General features: G+C 72.2%; 19 protein-coding genes. 4 read left to right on the top strand and 15 right to left on the bottom strand.

All coding sequences use genetic code 11. The features are described from left to right. Window positions 1–6: 6 nt before the first annotated feature. On the bottom strand, window positions 7–1,671 hold the full coding sequence (locus ACZ4VA_RS31465; protein ID WP_468083397.1) for an alkaline phosphatase D family protein: 1,665 nt from the start codon (window positions 1,669–1,671) through the stop codon (window positions 7–9). A gap of 524 nt (window positions 1,672–2,195) precedes the next feature. On the opposite strand from ACZ4VA_RS31465, the gene ACZ4VA_RS31460 reads away from it, so the two are divergent. Both ACZ4VA_RS31460 and ACZ4VA_RS31455 read left to right on the top strand, forming a co-directional pair. After that, window positions 2,196–3,305: a PP2C family protein-serine/threonine phosphatase gene (locus tag ACZ4VA_RS31460; RefSeq protein ID WP_468083395.1), complete on the top strand. Its 1,110-nt coding sequence runs from the start codon at window positions 2,196–2,198 to the stop codon at window positions 3,303–3,305. Between the two features lie 59 nt (window positions 3,306–3,364). Further along, on the top strand, window positions 3,365–3,727 hold the full coding sequence (locus tag ACZ4VA_RS31455; RefSeq protein WP_356165404.1) for a hypothetical protein: 363 nt from the start codon (window positions 3,365–3,367) through the stop codon (window positions 3,725–3,727). Between the two features lie 92 nt (window positions 3,728–3,819). Here ACZ4VA_RS31455 and ACZ4VA_RS31450 read toward each other — a convergent pair whose 3' ends face one another. Then, complete coding sequence (locus ACZ4VA_RS31450) at window positions 3,820–4,785, bottom strand: YihY/virulence factor BrkB family protein (protein ID WP_356165402.1); 966 nt, start codon at window positions 4,783–4,785, stop codon at window positions 3,820–3,822. Between the two features lie 178 nt (window positions 4,786–4,963). Between ACZ4VA_RS31450 and ACZ4VA_RS31445 the strand changes: the two genes are divergently transcribed. Both ACZ4VA_RS31445 and glgX read left to right on the top strand, forming a co-directional pair. Beyond that, on the top strand, window positions 4,964–5,992 hold the full coding sequence (locus ACZ4VA_RS31445; protein ID WP_356165399.1) for an LLM class flavin-dependent oxidoreductase: 1,029 nt from the start codon (window positions 4,964–4,966) through the stop codon (window positions 5,990–5,992). Between the two features lie 58 nt (window positions 5,993–6,050). Further along, the gene (glgX, locus tag ACZ4VA_RS31440) at window positions 6,051–8,180 is read left to right on the top strand and encodes a glycogen debranching protein GlgX (protein ID WP_468083392.1); all 2,130 of its coding nucleotides are present in this window, start codon (window positions 6,051–6,053) and stop codon (window positions 8,178–8,180) included. A gap of 144 nt (window positions 8,181–8,324) precedes the next feature. On the opposite strand, the gene ACZ4VA_RS31435 is transcribed toward glgX, so the two are convergent. The 13 genes from ACZ4VA_RS31435 to ACZ4VA_RS31375 all read right to left on the bottom strand — a co-directional run bounded on the left by ACZ4VA_RS31435 (window position 8,325) and on the right by ACZ4VA_RS31375 (window position 18,057). After that, on the bottom strand, window positions 8,325–9,434 hold the full coding sequence (locus tag ACZ4VA_RS31435) for a YihY/virulence factor BrkB family protein (RefSeq protein WP_356165393.1): 1,110 nt from the start codon (window positions 9,432–9,434) through the stop codon (window positions 8,325–8,327). Window positions 9,435–9,574: 140 nt separating this feature from the next. Next, entirely contained in the window at window positions 9,575–10,432 is an 858-nt protein-coding gene (locus tag ACZ4VA_RS31430) for a DMT family transporter (protein WP_356165391.1), read from the bottom strand. A 63-nt stretch (window positions 10,433–10,495) separates the two neighbouring features. Then, the gene (locus ACZ4VA_RS31425; protein ID WP_355794204.1) at window positions 10,496–10,792 is read right to left on the bottom strand and encodes a gas vesicle protein K; all 297 of its coding nucleotides are present in this window, start codon (window positions 10,790–10,792) and stop codon (window positions 10,496–10,498) included. Continuing rightward, window positions 10,789–11,037, bottom strand: coding sequence for a gas vesicle protein (locus tag ACZ4VA_RS31420; protein ID WP_356165388.1), 249 nt, complete (start codon window positions 11,035–11,037; stop codon window positions 10,789–10,791). Before ACZ4VA_RS31420 ends, ACZ4VA_RS31425 begins: the two co-directional genes overlap by 4 nt. Further along, entirely contained in the window at window positions 11,034–12,065 is a 1,032-nt protein-coding gene (locus ACZ4VA_RS31415; protein WP_468083388.1) for a GvpL/GvpF family gas vesicle protein, read from the bottom strand. The genes ACZ4VA_RS31420 and ACZ4VA_RS31415 overlap by 4 nt, the downstream gene beginning before the upstream one ends. Beyond that, window positions 12,062–12,415: a gas vesicle protein gene (locus ACZ4VA_RS31410; protein ID WP_355788431.1), complete on the bottom strand. Its 354-nt coding sequence runs from the start codon at window positions 12,413–12,415 to the stop codon at window positions 12,062–12,064. The genes ACZ4VA_RS31415 and ACZ4VA_RS31410 overlap by 4 nt, the downstream gene beginning before the upstream one ends. 15 nt (window positions 12,416–12,430) lie before the next feature. Further along, window positions 12,431–13,570, bottom strand: a complete 1,140-nt coding sequence (locus ACZ4VA_RS31405; protein ID WP_355788428.1) for an SRPBCC family protein — start codon at window positions 13,568–13,570, stop codon at window positions 12,431–12,433. Between the two features lie 6 nt (window positions 13,571–13,576). After that, the gene (locus tag ACZ4VA_RS31400) at window positions 13,577–15,016 is read right to left on the bottom strand and encodes a histone protein (RefSeq protein ID WP_468083385.1); all 1,440 of its coding nucleotides are present in this window, start codon (window positions 15,014–15,016) and stop codon (window positions 13,577–13,579) included. Next, window positions 15,013–15,297 (bottom strand): gas vesicle protein GvpG, encoded by a 285-nt coding sequence (locus ACZ4VA_RS31395; protein ID WP_355788437.1) that lies wholly within the window; start codon window positions 15,295–15,297, stop codon window positions 15,013–15,015. The genes ACZ4VA_RS31400 and ACZ4VA_RS31395 overlap by 4 nt, the downstream gene beginning before the upstream one ends. 5 nt (window positions 15,298–15,302) lie before the next feature. Continuing rightward, a complete protein-coding gene (locus ACZ4VA_RS31390; protein ID WP_468083384.1) occupies window positions 15,303–16,052 on the bottom strand; it encodes a GvpL/GvpF family gas vesicle protein in 750 nt (249 codons plus the stop codon). Window positions 16,053–16,054: 2 nt separating this feature from the next. Next, window positions 16,055–16,588 (bottom strand): gas vesicle protein GvpJ, encoded by a 534-nt coding sequence (gene gvpJ / locus ACZ4VA_RS31385; protein WP_468083382.1) that lies wholly within the window; start codon window positions 16,586–16,588, stop codon window positions 16,055–16,057. Window positions 16,589–16,625: 37 nt separating this feature from the next. Further along, window positions 16,626–16,952, bottom strand: a complete 327-nt coding sequence (locus ACZ4VA_RS31380; RefSeq protein WP_355788416.1) for a gas vesicle protein GvpO — start codon at window positions 16,950–16,952, stop codon at window positions 16,626–16,628. A 424-nt stretch (window positions 16,953–17,376) separates the two neighbouring features. Then, complete coding sequence (locus ACZ4VA_RS31375) at window positions 17,377–18,057, bottom strand: pyridoxamine 5'-phosphate oxidase family protein (RefSeq protein WP_468083380.1); 681 nt, start codon at window positions 18,055–18,057, stop codon at window positions 17,377–17,379. Window positions 18,058–18,297 lie beyond the last annotated feature (240 nt).

Genomic DNA, 18,297 nt, shown 5'->3' with positions numbered 1-18,297 from the left:
TGTCTCTCAGGCGGGCTTGAGGCCCGGATCGCCCGCCTCCGTCACGAAGGACGCGGCCGTGGAGACCGGCGCGCCCGGCGTCGTCACCGCGGACACCGTCTTGAAGTCGGCCCGCGCCACGTCCTGTCCCAGCTCGACCCGCACGTAGCCGCGCCGCCCGTTGTAGAACTTCAGATGCGGGTTGGCCTTGGTGTACGTCTCCCAGTTGCCCGGCCTGTCGGCGCCGTCCTTGCCGCTCGCCACGGACGTGGCGACGAGCTCCGTGCCGAGGGTCTTCGAGCCGGGGTCGTCGAAGGACTCCTTGATGTCGAAGGCGTAGCCCACGTGGACGTCACCCGTGAGCACCATCAGGTTCTTGATCCCGGACGACTTGACGCCGGCGAGCACCCGGTCGCGGGAGGCGCGGTAGCCGTCCCAGGCGTCCATGGACACCTTCGCCGGATCGTTCAGGTCGAGCTTGCGCTGGGAGAAGCAGACCTGTTGCGGCACCACGTTCCACAGGGCGTTCGAGGAGCGCCAGCCGTTGATGAGCCAGTCCTCCTGGGCCGCCCCCGTGATGGTGCGCCCGGGGTCGTCGGACTCGGGGCCGGGGACGTGCTGCACGTCGCCGTACGCCTGGTCCGAGCGGTACTGGCGGGTGTCGAGGACGTCGAACTGGGCCAGGGAGCCCCACTGGATGCGGCGGTAGAGCTGGGCGTCGGGTCCCTTGGGCAGCTGGGCGGCGCGCAGCGGCTGGTTCTCCCAGTAGGCCCGGTAGGCCGCGGCCCGGCGCAGCAGGAACTCCTCCGGCGGATCGTTCTTCTCGTCGACGGCACCCGCGTAGTTGTTCTCGGTCTCGTGGTCGTCCCAGGTCACGATGAAGGGATGCGCCGCGTGGGAGGCCCGCAGGTCCGGGTCGCTCTTGTAGAGGGCGTACCGCAGGCGGTAGTCCTCCAGCGTCTTGGCCTCGCGGTTGAAGACGTCGGGCAGCTTGCGGTCGGTGTAGCCGCGGGCGCCGCCCTGCGAGTTCACGGCGTACTCGTAGAGGTAGTCGCCGAGGTGGAAGACGATGTCGACGTCGTCCTTGGAGAGGTGGCGGTGGGCCGTGAAGTAGCCGTCGTGGTACGCCTGGCAGGAGACGGCGGCGAAGGTGAGTTTCGCGGTGGCGGCGGCGGTCGCCGGCGCGGTGCGGGTGCGGCCGGTCTCGCTGATGTACGCGCCCGTCCTGAACCGGTAGAAGTACTCGCGGTCGGCGGCGAGGCCCTCGACGTCGATGTGCAGGGAGTGGTTGTACTCGGGGAACGCGGTGGCGATCCCGGTGCGGACGACCGTGCGGAACCGCTCGTCGGACGCCACCTCCCACTGCACGAGCACCGACTGCTGGGCCAGCCCGCCGCCCGGCTCGTACGGTGAGGGCGCGAGCCGGGTCCACAGGAGCACCGAACTGGGGGTCGGGTCCCCGGAGGCGACGCCCAGGGTGAACGGGTTGTCGGAGATCCTGGCCGCGTCGAGCGCCGCGGCGCGGGCGGCACCGGGGGTCGGCAGGTTGGTGGAGAAGGCGAGGGCCGCGGCCGCGGCGGTGACGGTGAGGAAGCGGCGGCGCCCGAAGTGCCGGGCGGCGGACCGCAGTTCGGGGTCATGGGCGGAGGGCGCTTGCTGCGGCAGCGCTGTGTGACGGCCTGCTCGGGTCATGTGGTCTCCTCTCACGGTGGCGTGCGCGGGGCCCTATGACTTCCGTACGTCGAACGACAGGGCAGCGGACTTGTGCATGCTAAACAGACAATGATCGCAATCCCGGCAAGTGGGGTGCTCCGCGAGCGTCCCGGTCGGGACCGTCGTCCGTACGGCCCGGGGCGAGAGTTGACGGGGCGTCGGATACGGGGCGGCCCAGGTGACGGTGCGTCGGGCGTCACGGCGGGATGAGGGGTGGTGGCACGCCGGGCGTCGTCCCCGTCGGCGGACGGGAGGGGACGAGCCCGGCGGCACCTCGGGCGTCGGGCGGCGGCGGACGACGGGGAGACAGACGCCGGATACCCGGCGGGGCCGGAGTCGCCGTGGTCCCGGCCGCCGCCGGACGCGGGGAACCCCTCGCTGCCCGGTTCGCTCGGTGAAGTCGCCTTCACCGGGCCTCGGCGTTTCCGGGGAGCGGCTCCCGGCGGGCATCCCGAGTGCGGCGGCGGCCCGGACGGAGGAGCGTGGTGGTGAGGAGGGCTGCCATGGGTGTGACCATGTCCCGGCGCGGGGACGGCGGGGACCGCGGCTGGCTGCGCGGCGCGGCACCGCCCCCTCGCTGGGTGCGGGCGCTTCCCGTGGTGCTGCTGCTGGGCGTCGGCGTCGCCGAGCTCGTGAGCAGCAAGCCGCTGGACATCGGCTTCCTGCTGGGCGCCATTCCGTCGCTGGCCGTGCTCTCCTACGGACCGGCGGCCACCGCCGCGTTCGGCTGCGTCGTGGTCGTCCTGCTGAACGTCCCGGCGCTGCACATCAACCATCCGGGCAACACGGACCTGTTGACCATCGCCTTCATCGCGGCCCTGAGCGTCTTCGTGTCCCTCGTCCGCAGCCGGCGGGACGCCCAGCTGGTCACGGTGCGCAGTGTCGCGGAGGCGGTCCAGCTCGCCGTCCTGCCACCGCTCGCCGAGCGCATCGGGCCCGTGCGCTGCACCGGTCTGTACCGGGCGGCGCAGCACGGGACGCTGGTGGGCGGCGACTTCTTCGACGTCCGCGACGGCCCGTTCGGCGTACGGGCGCTCATGGGCGACGTGCAGGGGCACGGCCTGTCAGCGGTCGGGACGGTCGCCGCGCTCCTCGGGGCGTTCCGGGAGGCGGTGCTCGACCAGCGGGACCTGACGTCGGTGGCGGCCCGGCTCGACCGCCGGCTGTCCGTGGACTCGGCCTCGACAGAGCACTCCGAGCTCTTCGCGACCGCCGCGGTGCTGGAGTTCTCCGAGGACGCCGACGCCGTACGGATCGTGTCCTGCGGTCACCCGCAGCCGCTCCTCCTGCGGGACGGTAAGGCCGTCGAGATCGATGTGGAGCCGGCGGCGCCGCTCGGGGTCGGGCTCCTCGGCCTGTCCCCGCCCCGCGAGTGCCGGGTACCGCTGAAGCGCGGTGACCGGCTGCTGCTGGTGTCCGACGGGGTGACCGAGACCCGGGACCCGGCCGGTGCCTTCTATCCGCTGGTGGACCGGCTTACCGCCTTCGCCGACGCCGCGCCCGAGGTCCTGGTCGGCCTGGTCTGGGCGGACCTCGTTCGCTTCGGCACCACGATCCGCGACGACGTCACGATCCTGCTCCTCACCCCGCAGCCGGGGGACGGCGGGGACTGACGGCGTGCCTGGGGCGAGGGTTCCGGGGCATACGGACGCCATCGGGGAGGAGAGGTTGCATGAATCTGGCACGAGGAAGCGGCGGCGATCCCGAGGGCTGGCTGTGGGCGCTGGGTGCTCTGGCGCTGTACGCCGTGATCAGTTACGGGCTGCAGTACCGGGCCCGCGTGCGGCGCGGTTCACGGCACCCGGCCAGTGACGCGCTGCACGACCTGAAGGACCGTGAGGAGCCGCAGCGGCCGGCACAGCGCGTGGTCAGCCGCGTGATCATGCTGGGCGGCGCGTGCGTCACGGTGCTGGTCGCGTTCACGACGTCCGGAGCGCTGCGCGTGGTGGCCACCGGGCTCACCGCCCTGGTGGCCGTGGGCGCGTGGGCGTACTACGACCACCGCACGGAGGTCCCCGCCTCGTCCCACCACTGAGACGGGGCGAACGCACCGGGCCGGACTCCGCGGAGTCCGGCCCGGACCGTTTCCCGGAGGGGCCGGGCCCCTGACGGCCCCGGCCCCGTTCCTCAGGGACCCGGTCCCGGGTCCGGCCGCACCGCCTCGGCGATCCCCGCGCGGGCCGCTTCGAGCTGGGCGGCGAACGCGATGCCGAGGAACAGGGCGACCCCGGTCAGGTTGGCCCACAGCAGGAGCGCGACGAAGGCCGTCAGAGGTCCGTACAGGGCGCCGAAGGAACCGCTCTCGGCGACGTAGAAGGCGAGCAGCCAGGTGGCCGCGACCCACAGCACGAGATGCACGGCCGAGCCGAACGCGAGCCAGGTGTAGCCCGGCTGGTCCCGGCGCGGTGCCCAGCGGAAGATCACGGCCGAGGCCACCCAGGCGAGCGCGATGCCCACCGGCACCTGGATCGCGCTCCACCAGTCGAGGCTGTCCCCGCCCCAGCCGAGCGCCTCGACCACCGAGTCGCCCACGGCCTCGCCCGCGACGAGGACCAGGAATCCCAGGACCATGGGCATGCCCGCGGCGAGCGCGAGCAGCAGCGACCTGCCGTACTTGCGCAGGAAGGGCCGGTCGCGCTCGATGCCGTAGATACGGTTGGCGCCCCGCTCGACCTGGCCCATCGCCGAGGCCAGGTTGAGCACCGCGAAGGCCAGGCCCACCCACATGGCGACGGCGCTCCAGACGCCCGTACCGGCGCTGCGCCGCGTCTTGTCCAGGGCGTCCTTCACCAGGTCCGTGCTGGCGCCCGGCACGATCCGGCTGAGGGTGAGTTCGATGACCCGCCCGACGCTCTCGGTGTGCACCGTGGTGGCCACGCCGACCAGGGCGATGGTGAACGGCACCATGCCGAGGACCACCTGGAAGCCGAGGGAGCGCGCGCTCGTGAAGCCGTCGGCGTAGCGGAACCGGGAGAACGCGTCCATGAGCAGGCGGCGGCCGCCGTAGCGGCGCAGCGCGGTCAGCGCCTCGTCGCCGGAGAGCTCCTCCCCGATCATGTCCCGGGTCTGCGGGACGTGCACAGCGGTCCCCATGGTGTGCGTCTCCTCGTGTCATCCGGCCGGCCGCGCGGGCGGGCCGCCCGCCGGGAGCACGGCCCGCCCTACCGTCTCCCCTGCCGCGCGGGATTCAGCCGCTCCGCGGGACGATCACCTGAGACAATCGGAACAGTACTGGTGTACGACCGGAGTTCCGGGGACGTCGGAGGAGATTGTGCCGATCAGTTCGCGACCGTTGCGGAAGCTGGGCTTCCTGACCATCGGTCTGTTCGACGGGGCCGACCCGCGCCGCGGCCACGAGTCGACGCTGGAGATCATCGAGCTGGGCGAGCGGCTCGGCTTCGACAGCGCGTGGGTGCGCCACCGCCACCTCCAGTACGGCATCTCCTCCCCCGTCGCCGTCCTCGCCGCGGCCTCCCAGCGCACCCGCCGCATCGAGCTGGGCACGGCGGTCATCCCGCTCGGCTGGGAGAACCCGCTGCGGCTGGCCGAGGACCTGGCGACGGTGGACCTGCTGTCCGGGGGCCGCCTCAATCCCGGTGTGAGCGTCGGCCCGCCGATGCACTACGACCGCGTCAAGGACGCCCTCTACCCGGACACCGCGGACGCCGAGGACTTCGGCCACGAGCGGGTGCGGCGGCTGCTGGACTTCGTCCGCGGGGAACCCGCCACCGGCTTCAGCGGCACCGAGGGCTTCGAGGTGTTCTCCGACCGGGTGCAGCCGCAGTCCCCCGGGCTGGGGCGGCGCATGTGGTACGGCGGCGGCAGCCTGCGGTCGGCGCGATGGGCGGGCGAGCACGGGATGAACCTGCTGACGAGCAGCGTCGTGAAGGCCGAGGAATCCCAGGAATCCGAGGACTTCGCCGAGATCCAGCTCTCCCACGTGCGGGCCTTCCGCGCCCACCATCCCGAGGGCGAGCGCGCCCGCGTCTCGCAGGGCCTCGTCGTCGTCCCCACCGACAGCGCCACGGACGGGCAGCGCGAGAAGTATACGCGGTTCGCGGCACAGCGGCTGCCGCGGACCACCGCTCCGCAGGGTCCCGCCCGCCTGATGTTCGCGCCCGATCTGGTCGGCTCCTCGGCGGAGATCGCCGAGCGGCTGCACGACCACGCGGCCTTCCGGGAGATCGACGAGGTGGCGTTCGCGCTGCCGTTCACCTTCGAGCACGAGGACTACGTACAGATCCTCACCGACATCGCCACCAGGCTGGGCCCGGCCCTCGGCTGGAGTCCGGCGCCCTGACAGCTGCGCCGCCGCGGTCGGCGAGCGGTCCTAACTCCGCCGTGGTTGGCTGCGGTTCATGCAGACATGGTCAGGACGTCCCTATCCGCTCGGTGCCTCCTACGACGGCTCCGGTACGAACTTCGCCCTGTTCTCCGAGTGCGCCGAGAAGGTCGAACTCTGCCTGATCGACGACGCCGGCAGGGAGCGGCGCGTCACGCTCCCGGAGGCCGACGGAGGCGTCTGGCACGGCTATCTGCCGGACGTGCGTCCCGGGCAGCGCTACGGCTACCGCGTGCACGGTCCCTGGAACCCCGCGGAGGGCCTCCGCTGCAACCCGGCCAAGCTCCTCCTCGACCCGTACGCGACCGCCGTGGACGGGCAGATCGACGGCGACCCCTCCCTGACGGGGCACCGCCTGGACGATCCCGGGCAGCCCGACGAGCGCGACAGCCTCGGCCACGTCCCGCTGGGCGTCGTCACCGACCACCGGTACGACTGGGAGGGTGACCGCTCACCCGACCGGCCGTACCACCAGTCGGTGATCTACGAGGCGCACGTCAAGGGCCTGACTCAGCTCCACCCCGACGTCCCCGAGGAGATCCGCGGCACCTACGCGGGCCTGGCGCACCCGGCCGTCGTCGACCATCTCCAGAAGCTCGGGATCACGGCCGTGGAACTGATGCCCGTGCACCAGTTCACCCAGGACGGCTTCCTCACCGACAAGGGCCTGTCGAACTACTGGGGTTACAACACCATCGGGTTCTTCGCCCCGCACAACGCGTACTCCTCGGCGGGCAGCAGGGGCGGCCAGGTCGACGAATTCAAGTCGATGGTCAAGGCCCTGCACCGGGCGGGCATCGAGGTGATCCTCGACGTCGTCTACAACCACACCGCCGAGGGCAACGAGAACGGCCCGACCCTGTCGTTCCGCGGTATCGACAACCGGTCGTACTACCGGCTCGTCGACGAGGACCCGGCCCACTACTTCGACACCACCGGCACCGGCAACAGCCTGCTGATGCGCCACCCCAACGTGCTCCAGCTGATCATGGACTCGCTGCGGTACTGGGTCACCGAGATGCACGTCGACGGCTTCCGCTTCGACCTCGCGGCGACCCTGGCGCGGCAGTTCCACGAGGTGGACCGGCTGTCCGCGTTCTTCGACGTGGTCCAGCAGGACCCGGTGATCAGCCGCGTCAAGCTCATCGCGGAGCCGTGGGACATCGGCGACGGCGGCTACCAGGTCGGCAACTTCCCGGCGCTGTGGAGCGAGTGGAACGGCCGGTACCGCGACACGGTGCGCGGCTTCTGGCGCGGTGACGACCACACCGTCGCCGAGCTGGCTGGCCGTCTCCTCGGCTCGTCCGACCTGTACCAGCACGACCGCCGCCGGCCGCGCGCCAGCGTCAACTTCGTGGTGGCGCACGACGGTTTCACCCTGCGCGACCTCGTCTCCTACACCGAGCGGCGCAACGACGCCAACGGCGAGGACGGCCGCGACGGCGAGAGCGACAACCGCTCCTTCCACTGCGGGACCGAGGGCTCCACCGACGATCCCGGCGTGCTGCGGCTGCGGGCCCGCCAGCAGCGCAACATGCTGACCACCCTGCTGCTCTCGCAGGGGGTGCCGATGATCGCGCACGGCGACGAGTTCGGCCGCACCCAGCAGGGCAACAACAACGCCTACTGCCAGGACAACGAGGTCTCCTGGGCGGACTGGGACCTGGACGAGGAGCGCCGCGGCCTGCTGGCCTACACGCGGAAGATCGTGGCGCTGCGGCGCGCGCATCCCGTGCTGCGCCGGCGCCGCTTCCTGCGCGGCCCGGCCGAGGGCACGCCGCCCGAGCGCGCGGACGTGGTGTGGCTGCGGCCCGACGCGAGCGTGATGACCGACGAGGACTGGCAGCGCGGCGACGTCCATGCCCTGGGCGTCTACCTGTGCGGCGACGCCATCGGCGAACGCGGCCCGGAGGGCGAGCGGTTGAGCGACGACTCGTTCCTCGTGCTGTTCAACGCCTGGCACGAGCCGCTGCCGTTCCGGCTGCCGCCCGCGTCCTTCGGGGACATGTGGCGGACGGTCGCCGACACGGCCGACCCGGCGGGCGAGGAGTCCGACGAGACCGAGTTCAAGGCGGGGGTCCGGCTGACGGTCGAGGCGCACAGCATGCTCGTACTGGGCCGCCCCTATCGGACCCCGGACGCCTGACCGCCGGCACCGCGTCCGGTCCGGGCGCGGTGCCGAACGGCCCGGCGGCGGGCACGGCAGAACCGAGCGGCGCGGAGAGGCTGGTCCCACAGCCGTCTTCGCGCCGCTCGGCGTTCAGGGGTGTCGTTCAGGCGGTACCCGGGTTCACGGGCCGTCCATCCGGCGCCGGTCCTGCTCGTCCCACTTGCTCGTGTCGCGCGGCTCGGCGTACGGCTCCTCCTCCGGCGGGTGCCCACCGGCCACCGCGCGCTGCCGCGCCGTCTCCGCGTCGAACTCCAGGCCCAGCAGAATGGCCAGGTTGCTGATCCAGAGCCAGACCAGGAACACGATCACGCCGGCCATGGTCCCGTACGTCTTGTTGTACGAGCCGAAGTTGGCGACGTAGAACGCGAAGCCGGCGGAGGCGATCAGCCAGATCACCAGGGCCAGGAAGCTGCCAGGGGTGATCCAGCGGAAGCCGCGGACCTTGGCGTTGGGGGTGGCCCAGTACAGGATCGCGATCATGACGGTCACCAGGATGACGAGGACGGGCCACTTGGCGATCGTCCACACGGTCATCGCCGTGTCGCCGATGCCCAGCGCGGTCCCCGCCTGCCGGGCGAGGCCGCCGGTGAAGACGACGATCAGGGCGCTGACCGTGGCCAGGACCATGAGGACCACGGTCACACCGACGCGCACCGGCAGGATCTTCCACACCGGGCGGCCCTCGGGCATGTCGTAGACGGCGTTGGCGGTGCGGATGAAGGCCGCGACGTAGCCGGACGCCGACCAGACCGCCAGGAGCAGACCCACCACGGCGACGATCGATCCGGTGCCGCCGTTGCCCTGGAGCTGTTCGACGGCGTTGGTGATGATGTCGCGCGCCGAGCCGGGGGTGAGCTTCTTGAGGTTGTCCATCACCTTGTCGGTGGTCGACTCGCCCGCGACGCCCAGCAGGGACACCAGGACCAGCAGCGCCGGGAAGAGCGACAGCACGCCGTAGTAGGTGAGGGCGGCCGCGCGGTCGGTCAGCTCGTCGTCCTTGAACTCGCGCAGGGTGCCGCGCATGGCCGCCATCCACGACTGCTTAGGCAGCTTCGTGGGTCCGTCCGGCGCCTTGCGCTCCACGCTGGGGTCGGGACCGTACCGGTCGTCGCCCTCGGTGTCCGCGGAGGTCGTCCTGTCGGGCTCGTCCCTTGCTCCGGCGGCCTGATCCCGCGACTCGTCGGAACGCGCCTCGCGCTCTTTGTGATGAATTCCAGGTATCCGCGCCATGGCGCACCGAGTATCCGCACCGGCGCCGCTCACACGCCGAACGGCCCATCACATTCCGGAATCGCCCCTCGCGCCACCCGGAGGGAGGACCCGGACGGGGCACGGCGACGGTCCCGGCGGGCGGCCTCGGCGGTGCCGGGTCACCCCGCCACGTCCCGGATGTGCGGCACCACGCGGGTCAGCCGCAGGACGCCCCACAGGATCAGCGCCGCCCCGATCGCCTCCGGCAGCAGCCACCAGCCGGTGCGCACGCTCTCGTCGAACAGGGCGATGCCCAGGACCAGGCTGACCACCGCGTCCCCGATGGTCAGCGCGGGCTGGGAGGCCGCGAGCGGGCCGGCCTGGAGCGCGTTCTCCAGGAGCAGGATGGCGGTGACGCCGGTCAGGGCGAATCCGTAGGTCTGCCACTCGCCGAGGAACGCGCCGAAGCCGTCGTCGGCCAGCGTGCCGGTCGCCGACTTGAGCAGCGCCGCGGTCAGGGCGTTGCTGACGGCCGAGGCCGAACCGAGCACGGCGGCCCGGAACAGCGGCGGCCGTCCCGGCCGGGCCACCACGACCGCGACGGCGACCGCGCCGAGGCACACCACCAGCGCGGGGATCCACCGCGCCATGCTCGCGTGGGAGCGCGCTCCGCTCGGATCGGCCGCGACGAGGAGCAGGGCGAGCCCGGCCACCACGCCCGCGACGGCCCACCAGCCCGCGCCCGGCAGCCGCCGGTGCAGCAGCGGGATGGCGATCAGCAGAGCGAACGGAAGTTCGAGGATGAAGAGGGGCTGCACCAGGGCGAGCGGGCCGTTCACGAGGGCCAGTGCCTGGAACAGCGCGGCGCCGATCACTCCGGCGATCCCGATCACCCAGGCCGGGCGCCGGGCCAGTTCGAGGATGAGCCGCAGGCCGCCGCCGCGCGCGACGGTGGACGCCGCCTTGCGCTGGAATGCGGTGCCCGCGGCGTTGCTGGCGGCTCCCAGGACGGCGAACAGCGCGGCCAGCTCGATCACTTCTCCACCATGTCCCTTCCGTGGGACCGGGGCCCGGTCGGCCCTGTCCGTCGCACCCGCGCTTCAGACCCCGGGGTCCGCCAGCAGGGGGCCCAGCGGGCCGAGATCGAGGTTGAGGTCGCCGCGCTCCAGTCCGTGCTGGGCGCACAGGTCGTCCATCCGGCTGTCGAGCAACATGAGGGCGGTGCCGAGGCGGTCCTCCTGCTCGGCGCTGAGCGTGCCCTCCTCGAAGCGGCGGATCGCCTGGCGCTCCATGAGCTGCCGGATGAGTTCCACCACGGTCAGCACCAGGGCGGCCAGGTCGCCCGCGACCCGTTCGGGGTCGAGGTCCAGGGATCCGGCCCTGGGGGGCGCCGTCACAGCGGCCCACTGTCGGACCAGGGGGCGGGCACCCTCTCGTTGACCGACGACAGCAGCGCGTGCAGGGAGATCCGCACCAGCGGCACGTCGGCGATCGCCAGCACGAGGTCGCCGCTGACCACGACGCCGGTCGCGAGCACCCGGTCCAGCAGGTCGACGAGCGGTACCCCGATCGGCGCGTACGGTTCGGCGCCGTCCCAGGGGACCGGACTGCGCAGGGCGTCGCGCGCGGGCAGCGCGGTCATGCGTCCACCGTGCCTTCCGCCCCCTGAAGGGCCTCGTCCAGCCGGGCGAAGGAGTACGGGATCCAGGGCCCCGACTCGTCGATCTCCAGCCCGCGGTACCGCTCGTCGGCGCGCAGCCGTTCCAGGGTCTCGCCGAAGGCGGCGCGCTGTCCGTCGTCGAGCAGGTAGGCCGCGTTCAGGAGCTGCGGGGCGCTCCTCCCGGTCAGCTGCTCGTTCTGGAGCCGGTGCCTGGTCGCGGCGACGGCGTGCCTGCGCAGCTCCAGGTCGGCCTCGTGGGCGCGGGCCAGGGCGTCCTCGCGCAGGACGCGGTGCGCGCGCCGGCGTGCGCTGGCCCGGCTCAGGTAGGCCCGGCCGCCGGCAGGAGGGTCCTCGGTGGCGGCGGCCGCGGCGGGGGCGTCCTCGCGCGGGCCGTCGCCGTCGCCCTCGGCCAGGTGCACCTTGACCGCCCACTCGGTACGGCCCTCCAGCCGGTCGAGGAGGGCGTGCACCGCCGCCTCCCGCGCCGCGACGGCCTCGGTCGCGTTGCGGTCGCTGAGGTACAGCGTCGCCAGCGGGAGCGGCACCACGGGACCGAGCCCGGCGGCCGCGTGCACCCCGCGGTGGTGGGCCCTCGCGCAGCGTTCGAGCTGGTAGGGGTCGTTGAACCGGTCCGTCAGGGCCGCCTCGCCGAAGTCCTCGGCGGGCACGTCCTGCACGATCAGGGCGAGGGCCCCGGCCCGCAGGACGCGCAGCGGACCGCCGCCCTCGTGCCCGACGGCCCCCGGCGGCAGGGTCTCGGACGAGGGCGTGCGGGTCACGGCGAAGACGTAGGTGACGGTCCCCTCGGGCGGGCGCTGCCCGGCGACCGCGAGTGGGGTCGGGCGGGTGGCGGCGGGCTCCACCCGGGCCCGCCCGGTGACAGCGGGCTCCTTCGTGGGCCCGTCGGCGAGGCCGGGCTCGGGTCCACGGCTCTCCGAAGCGCCCGTTCCCGGTCCCGTCTCCGGAACCGGTCGCGGGAAGGCGGGTCGCGGCTGGGGAGGCCGGCTCATCGGGTGCGCTCCTCTTCCGGTTCCGTGTCGCCGTCGCCGCCCTCCAGCGCGTCCAGCCGCTCACGCAGCCGCGCGTTCTCCTCCGCGAGGGCGTCGCGGTAGGCCCGGGAGGAGAGGGCCGGGTCGGTCTCCCACCAGTCGATGCCCGCCTTCTTGGCGGTGTCCACCGAGGCGATGAACAACCGCAGCCGAATGGTGAGCAGTTCGATGTCGAGCAGGTCGATCTTGATGTCGCCCGCGATGACGATGCCCTTGTCGAGGACGCGTTCGAGAAGGTCGGCGAGGTTGCCGGTCACGGGCCCGGTGGACTGCACACCCGGGCCCGTGTTCCAGCTGCTGACGTCGGTCACAGTGCTCCCAGATGATCAGCGGCGCGCGCGGGCACGGCGTCGACGCGGGACCTCTTCGTCCTCTTCGTCCTCTTCGTCTTCTTCGCCCTCGTCCTCGTCCTCGTCGGCCTCGTCGGCGTCTTCGGCGCCCTCGGCCTCCTCGTCGTAGGGCTCCTCGTCCTCGTCGTACTCCTCGTCCTCGTCGTCCTCGGTGTCCTCGGTGTCCTCGGCGCCTTCCTCGTAGGCGTCCTCGGCACCCTCCTCGTCCTCGGCGCCTTCTTCGTCCTCGGCGCCCTCCTCGTCCTCGTAGGCGTCCTCGGCGCCCTCCTCGCCTTCCTCGCCTTCCTCCTCCTGCCGGCGCTGCTCTTCCTCCTCCATGGCGTCCTCGTGCGACTTGACGACCTCGCTCTCGCGGATCTCGCCGCGCCAGCCCTCAAGCTCGTCGTCGCCGTGCAGGGTGACGTGGCGGGCGAAGTGCTTGAGATCCAGTCGCACACGCCGGCCCACCGCGCGCCAGATGTTGCCGGTCTTCTCGAAGAAGCCGGCCGGGTAGTACTCGATGACCAGCACGATCCGGGTGAGGGTGGGACCCAGCTCGTGGAAGGTGACCGCGCCGCGGGTGCTGCCCTTGGCGCCGTCGGAGGTCCAGACGATGCGGTCGTCGGGGACCTGTTCCTGGACGGTGGCCTTCCAGCCGCGGCTGGAAGGACCGATCTTGGCCTTCCAGTTCGACTCCGTGTCGCCGGACTTGCTGACGCTGCGGACGCCCTTCGTGAAGCTGCTGAAGTCCTCGAACTGCGTCCACTGGTCGTAGGCGGTGCGCACCGGGACGCCGACATCGACGGTCTCCACGATGTTCGTCGCCTTGATGCTGCTGCCCTTCTTCGAGCCGCTGCCGCCCTTCTTGCCGGTGAACTTCTCGACAATGTTGTCCTTGACGCTCTTGCCCTTCTCCATCATCAGGGCCTTCATCGGCGAGTCGCCGCCCATGACGCGTTTGGCGACCCCGCCCAGCAGGCCGGAGCCCGAGCCCTCCGCGGAGTCCGAGAGGTGGCTGGTCAGATCACCCAGCTTGTCCTGGGCCTTGTCCGCGAGTTTGCCGCCCATCGCGCCGACGAAGCCCGTCAGGGCGTCCTTCAGCTCGTCGACGGGTGTCTTCTCCTGTGTGTTGGCCATCTCCGCTCACCTCCCCCGCCGCGCGCCGGAACCCCGGCCGCCGCCGGCGGATCTGCTCGTCTGACGCGACTGGTTGCTTCCGGACGAGCGGGCGGTCTTCTTCGCCGCGCCTCGCCCACTGGTCTTCTTCGCCGGCGCCGTCTTCTTGGCGGCGGCCTTCTTGGCAGGCGCCTTCTTGGCCGGTGCCGTCTTCTTGGCGGCGGCCTTCTTGGCGGGCGCCTTCTTGGCGGGCGCCTTCTTGGCCGCGCTCTTCGCGGGCGCGGCCTTCTTGGCCGGCGCCTTCTTGGCGGGCGCCTTCTTCGCCGCGCTCTTCGCGGGCGCGGCCTTCTTTGCGGGGGCCTTTTTGGCCGGTGCCTTCTTGGCCGCGGCCTGCTTGGCGGGTGCCTTCTTGGCCGGGGCCTCCTTGGCGGGCGCCTTCTTGGCGGCCTTCTTGGCCGGAGCCTTCTTGGCCGCCTTCTTGCCCGCCGTCTTCTTCGCCGGGGCCGAGCCGGAGGACTTCTTGGCCGCCTGTCCGGACGACGTCTTGCGTGCAGCGGCCTTCTTGGCAGGAGCCTCCTTGGCCGGGGTCCTGCCGGCAGCCCTCTTGCGCGGGGGCGGAGGCGCCGCCTTGCGGCTCGCGGACCGCTTCTCGGTGCGCGACCTCCTGCGCTCCTCACGTCCGGGCCGGGGCCGCTCCGAGCCACGCTTCCGGCCGGGCGTTTCCTCCTCTTCCGGCTCCGCGCCCTCTTCCTCCTCTTCCTCTTCTTCTGGCTCCGCGCCTTCGTCTTCCTCCTCTTCCTCTTCCTCTTCCTCGGCTTCCGGCTCCACGTCCTCGTCCGGACCCTCTTCCTCTTCCTCTTCCTCTTCCTCTTCCTCTTCCTCCAGCTCCGCGTCCTCGTCGGGGCCCTCTTCCTCCTCGTCGGGCTCCTCGCCCTCGTCCCGGCCCCTTCCTTCGCGCGTCCGGGCGCCCTCGTCCTCGCCCTCTACGTCTTCTTCGTCCTCGTCCTCTTCGTCCTCTTCCTCTTCTTCTTCGTCCTCTTCGTCCTCGGCAGCTTCGTCCCTGCCCGAGTCCTCGTATCCGTCCTCGTACTCGTCGGATTCGTCGTACTCGTCGTCCTCCTGACCGTCTTCGTCGTCCCGGCCCTTGCCGGTGGAGTCGAGGAGTGCGTCCGTCCGGTCGCGCAGCATGTCGGTGAAGGTCGACAGGCGGCGGTTGGCGGCGGCCGAGACCGCCGAGCGTCCGACGGTCAGCAACTCTCCGCGCACCTGCTCGCTGAGATCCTGGAACTGCGGGGTCTCCTGGAGCTTCGACAGTCCCTGCGAGAGCAGTTGGCCCGGCGAGAGACTGAAGCGACGTCCCGCGAGATAGGTGCCGATGGCGAAGGCCACCTTGGCTTTCTTGGTCCGTCCCAGGACGTATCCACCGGCGACGGCGGCCGCCACGGCCACTTTGCAGCTGTCGTTCATGCGTGCCTTCCAAGCGATGAGGACATGGTCGGGGGTGCGCCGCAGCCCATGTAGCGGACCGGGTGTTCGAGGAGTTCGAGGAGCCGCTCCTCCTCCTGCTCGAAGGCCGCCTCGTCGATGACGCCCTCGTCCAGGTCGCGATTGAGCGCGGCCAGACGTGCCTGCACGGCACGTGGGTCGTGGGCCTGCCGCTCCGCCTCCTGCAGGAGGTGGTCGGCGACCCAGAGGGTGGCGCGCACCGGTGCCAGGGGAAGCAGCAGGACGCCGCTCACGAGCCCCACGTCAGTCACGCCCCGGCCACGGCGGGCGCGGTGTCGACGAAGCTGTAGCAGGGCAGCGGACCGGTGACGCTGAGCGCCAGCCGGTCCCCGAACCGGTGCGCCTGCTCGGCGACCGCCTCCCGGAAGCGCTTCTCGTCGGCCGCGCGTACCAGGAACGACGTGCTCAGCACATGGGTGTTGTCCAGCGTGCCCTGGACGGTCCGTTCGGCGAACGGCGCCAGCCGCGCCAGTACTTCGCGTGCCGCGCGCTGCGCCTCCTGGCGTACCGCGCGCGCGATCGCCTCGCCCAGACGCACGTTGGCGTCGTAGTCCGGCCTGCGCCGGGTCCGCCGTGCCAGGGTGCGCAGCCCTTCGTCCTGGTGAACGAGCCGCGCGAAGTAGCCGGGTACGGTCGCGCCCTTGAGGTTCATCTCGACGCGCCCTTTCAGGCCGTCGAGCTGCGCCGACAAGTGGTCGCGCCCGATGCGGAGTTGCTCCCGGATCGCGTCCGCGTCACGGGTGAGGACGGCGAACTGCATGGGGATCACGGGGGCCTGCGCCGCCAGTTCGTCGAGCACCGATTGATGCGCCATCAGGTCCCGGCGCCGCGCCCGTAGTTGAGTGGGAGCCGCCGACACGGCGGCACACAGCCCGGACTCGGTCAGCAGCTCGACCGGGGCACCGCCCACGCCCGGCGTGCGGGGTGTCCGCAGCGGCGCGGGGGCGATGCCGTAGACGTACAGCGCGTCGAGCGCCGTGGAGGTCGTCGCGGTCACGGTCAGCCCTCCTCTTCCGTGCGACGGCGCGAACGGGAGCGGGGACGTTCCTCGTCCCGGTCACGGCCGGCGCCGCTCTTGCGGCGCTCGGGCGCGGGGCGGCGGCGCGGGCGCTCCTGGCGCTGCTCGCGCTCCTCCGCGTCGTCGTCGTCGTCGGAAAGGTCGTGCTCGTCGTCCTCGTCACCGGGGCTGAGGGCGCCCTTCACGCGGTCGGTGAGGGAGCGCGCCGTCTTCTTGGCACCCGCCTTGCCGACGGCGCCGGCGACCGGGCCACCGAGGCCGCCGAGCAGGTCGGGCACGGTCTTGCTGCGCGCGTCGTGCTCCAGGTCGAGGCGGTTGCACGCCTCGGCGAACCGGAGGTAGGTGTCGACGCTGGCAACGACGATCCGGGCGTCGATCTTGAGGATCTCGATGCCGACCAGGGAGACCCGGACGAAGACGTCGATGACCATGCCGCGGTCGAGGATGAGTTCCAGCACGTCGTAGAGGGTCCCGGCGCGCGGCGCGCACACGACCTCGTCGCTGTAGGTGGTCATGCGGCGGTCCTTCCGAATTGCGGGGCCGGATGGCCGGTCACTGGTCTTGGGCGCCACGCCGGTAGCGGGCGACCCGTCGGTACTGCAGCAGTTCGCCCGACGGGTCCAGTTCGACCTCGTAGGTGGCGAGCAGGCTGGTGGTGTCGGGGATCCGCTCCACCTCCAGCACGTCGACGTTGACGATCCAGCCGTCGTCCTCCGCGCGGGACACCGCGGACACGCCTTCGAGACGGTGACGGATGAGCTCGGTCAGCGCCTCGGCGGCGCGGTGCGCGGCGTCCTGCGCACCGCGCACCTTGCGTCCGCGGGATTCACGTGTCGTGGAGGAGGCCGTACTGCGCCGCCGCTCGCCGGTTTCTGCCATGCGTCCACTGTTGACTCAGGGACGCCGTCGGCGCGTGCTCAGTTAGTCCATCCGGGAAGGCGTGCGTACGGGAGCAGTTGTCCCGCGGGGTGACTCGCACGGGTGCGAGCGCCGGGAGACGCCGCGCAGGGGCGTACGCGAGCGGCACGGCGGGGAGCGGCGGTGACAAGGGAAAGGCCCTCAACCGCAAGGGGGTTGAGGACCATGGGGCCTGACAGCCCGGGGGCAGGAGGCAGGGGCTCAGGGGCAGGGGTGCGGGGCGGGCACGCTCGACACCGGGGCGGCGGGACGGCGGGCGGCGGGCGGCGGGCGGCGGGCGGCGGGCGGCGGGCGGCGGGCGGCGGAACTGTGAGGCCGCCAGGGCGACGCCGGGAGGCGGCGGGACCGCCTGGCCGACAGGCGTGCCGCCCAGCGCCCCGGTTCCCTAAGCGGCGCGTGTGTTGCCCCGGGCGGCGATGTGCGGCGGCGGTGCGATGTCCCCGGGGAGGTGGGGGTCGGGTTCGGGCTCTCCCCAGGTCGCGGTGAGCGGCAGGACGCCCGCCCAGAGGCCCAGGGCCGCGTCGGGTCCGTCACCGTCCTCGGGACCCCCGGTGCGGATCTTGACCGACGCCTCCTCCAGGGAGAGGGCGAGCAGCGTGGTGGCGGCCAGCTCCTTGCGGTTGGGCCGCCGGGCGTAGTCCCACTGTCCGGGTGCCGCGTGCTCGGTCAGCCGGCGCAGGCCCGCGAGCTTCTCGTCCGGGTCGGTGACGAGGCGCGGAACACCGTAGATCATCGCGCTGCGGTAGTTCACCCCGTGCTCGAACACCGAGCGGGCGAGCACGAGGCCGTCGACGTGCGTGACGGTCACGCATATCGCAGCGCGCGGTGACGCGACCATGCTCCGGCCGGCGACCGAGCCGTGCAGGTACAGGTGGCTGCCGTCGCTTCCGTAGACGGTCGGCACGACCATCGGGACCCCGTCGACGACCACCCCGAGGTGGCACACGAAGCCCGCGGCGAGCACGGCGTCCAGGTCAGCGCGGTTCACGCTTCCCTGCTCGCGCAGGCGCCGGTGACGCGTACGGTCCGTCTCGGGGAGCGTGGCGGGAAGCTGCTGGTCGGTCACATCGGCTCTTTCGCAGGCGGGATGTCGCGGGCGGCGCGACACGACGGGCGCGTCGGCGGCGCCGCCGCACGCCGACGCGAGGAGCGCCGGCTCCGGTCGGCCGGGCGGCACCGAACCCGCGACACGGCACGGCACGGCGGCAGGCGCGACCGACTCGCGGGTCGCACCCCCACCGTGGGCACACTAACGATATCCACCGCGCGAACACCAGAGGCGTGCGAAATCCGCGCACCGGGACTA

The sequence above is a fragment of the Streptomyces sp. NPDC028308 genome, assembly GCF_055565855.1.
The sequence above is the reverse complement of the archived record's forward strand: the minus strand, read 5'-3'. Positions and strand labels throughout refer to the sequence as shown.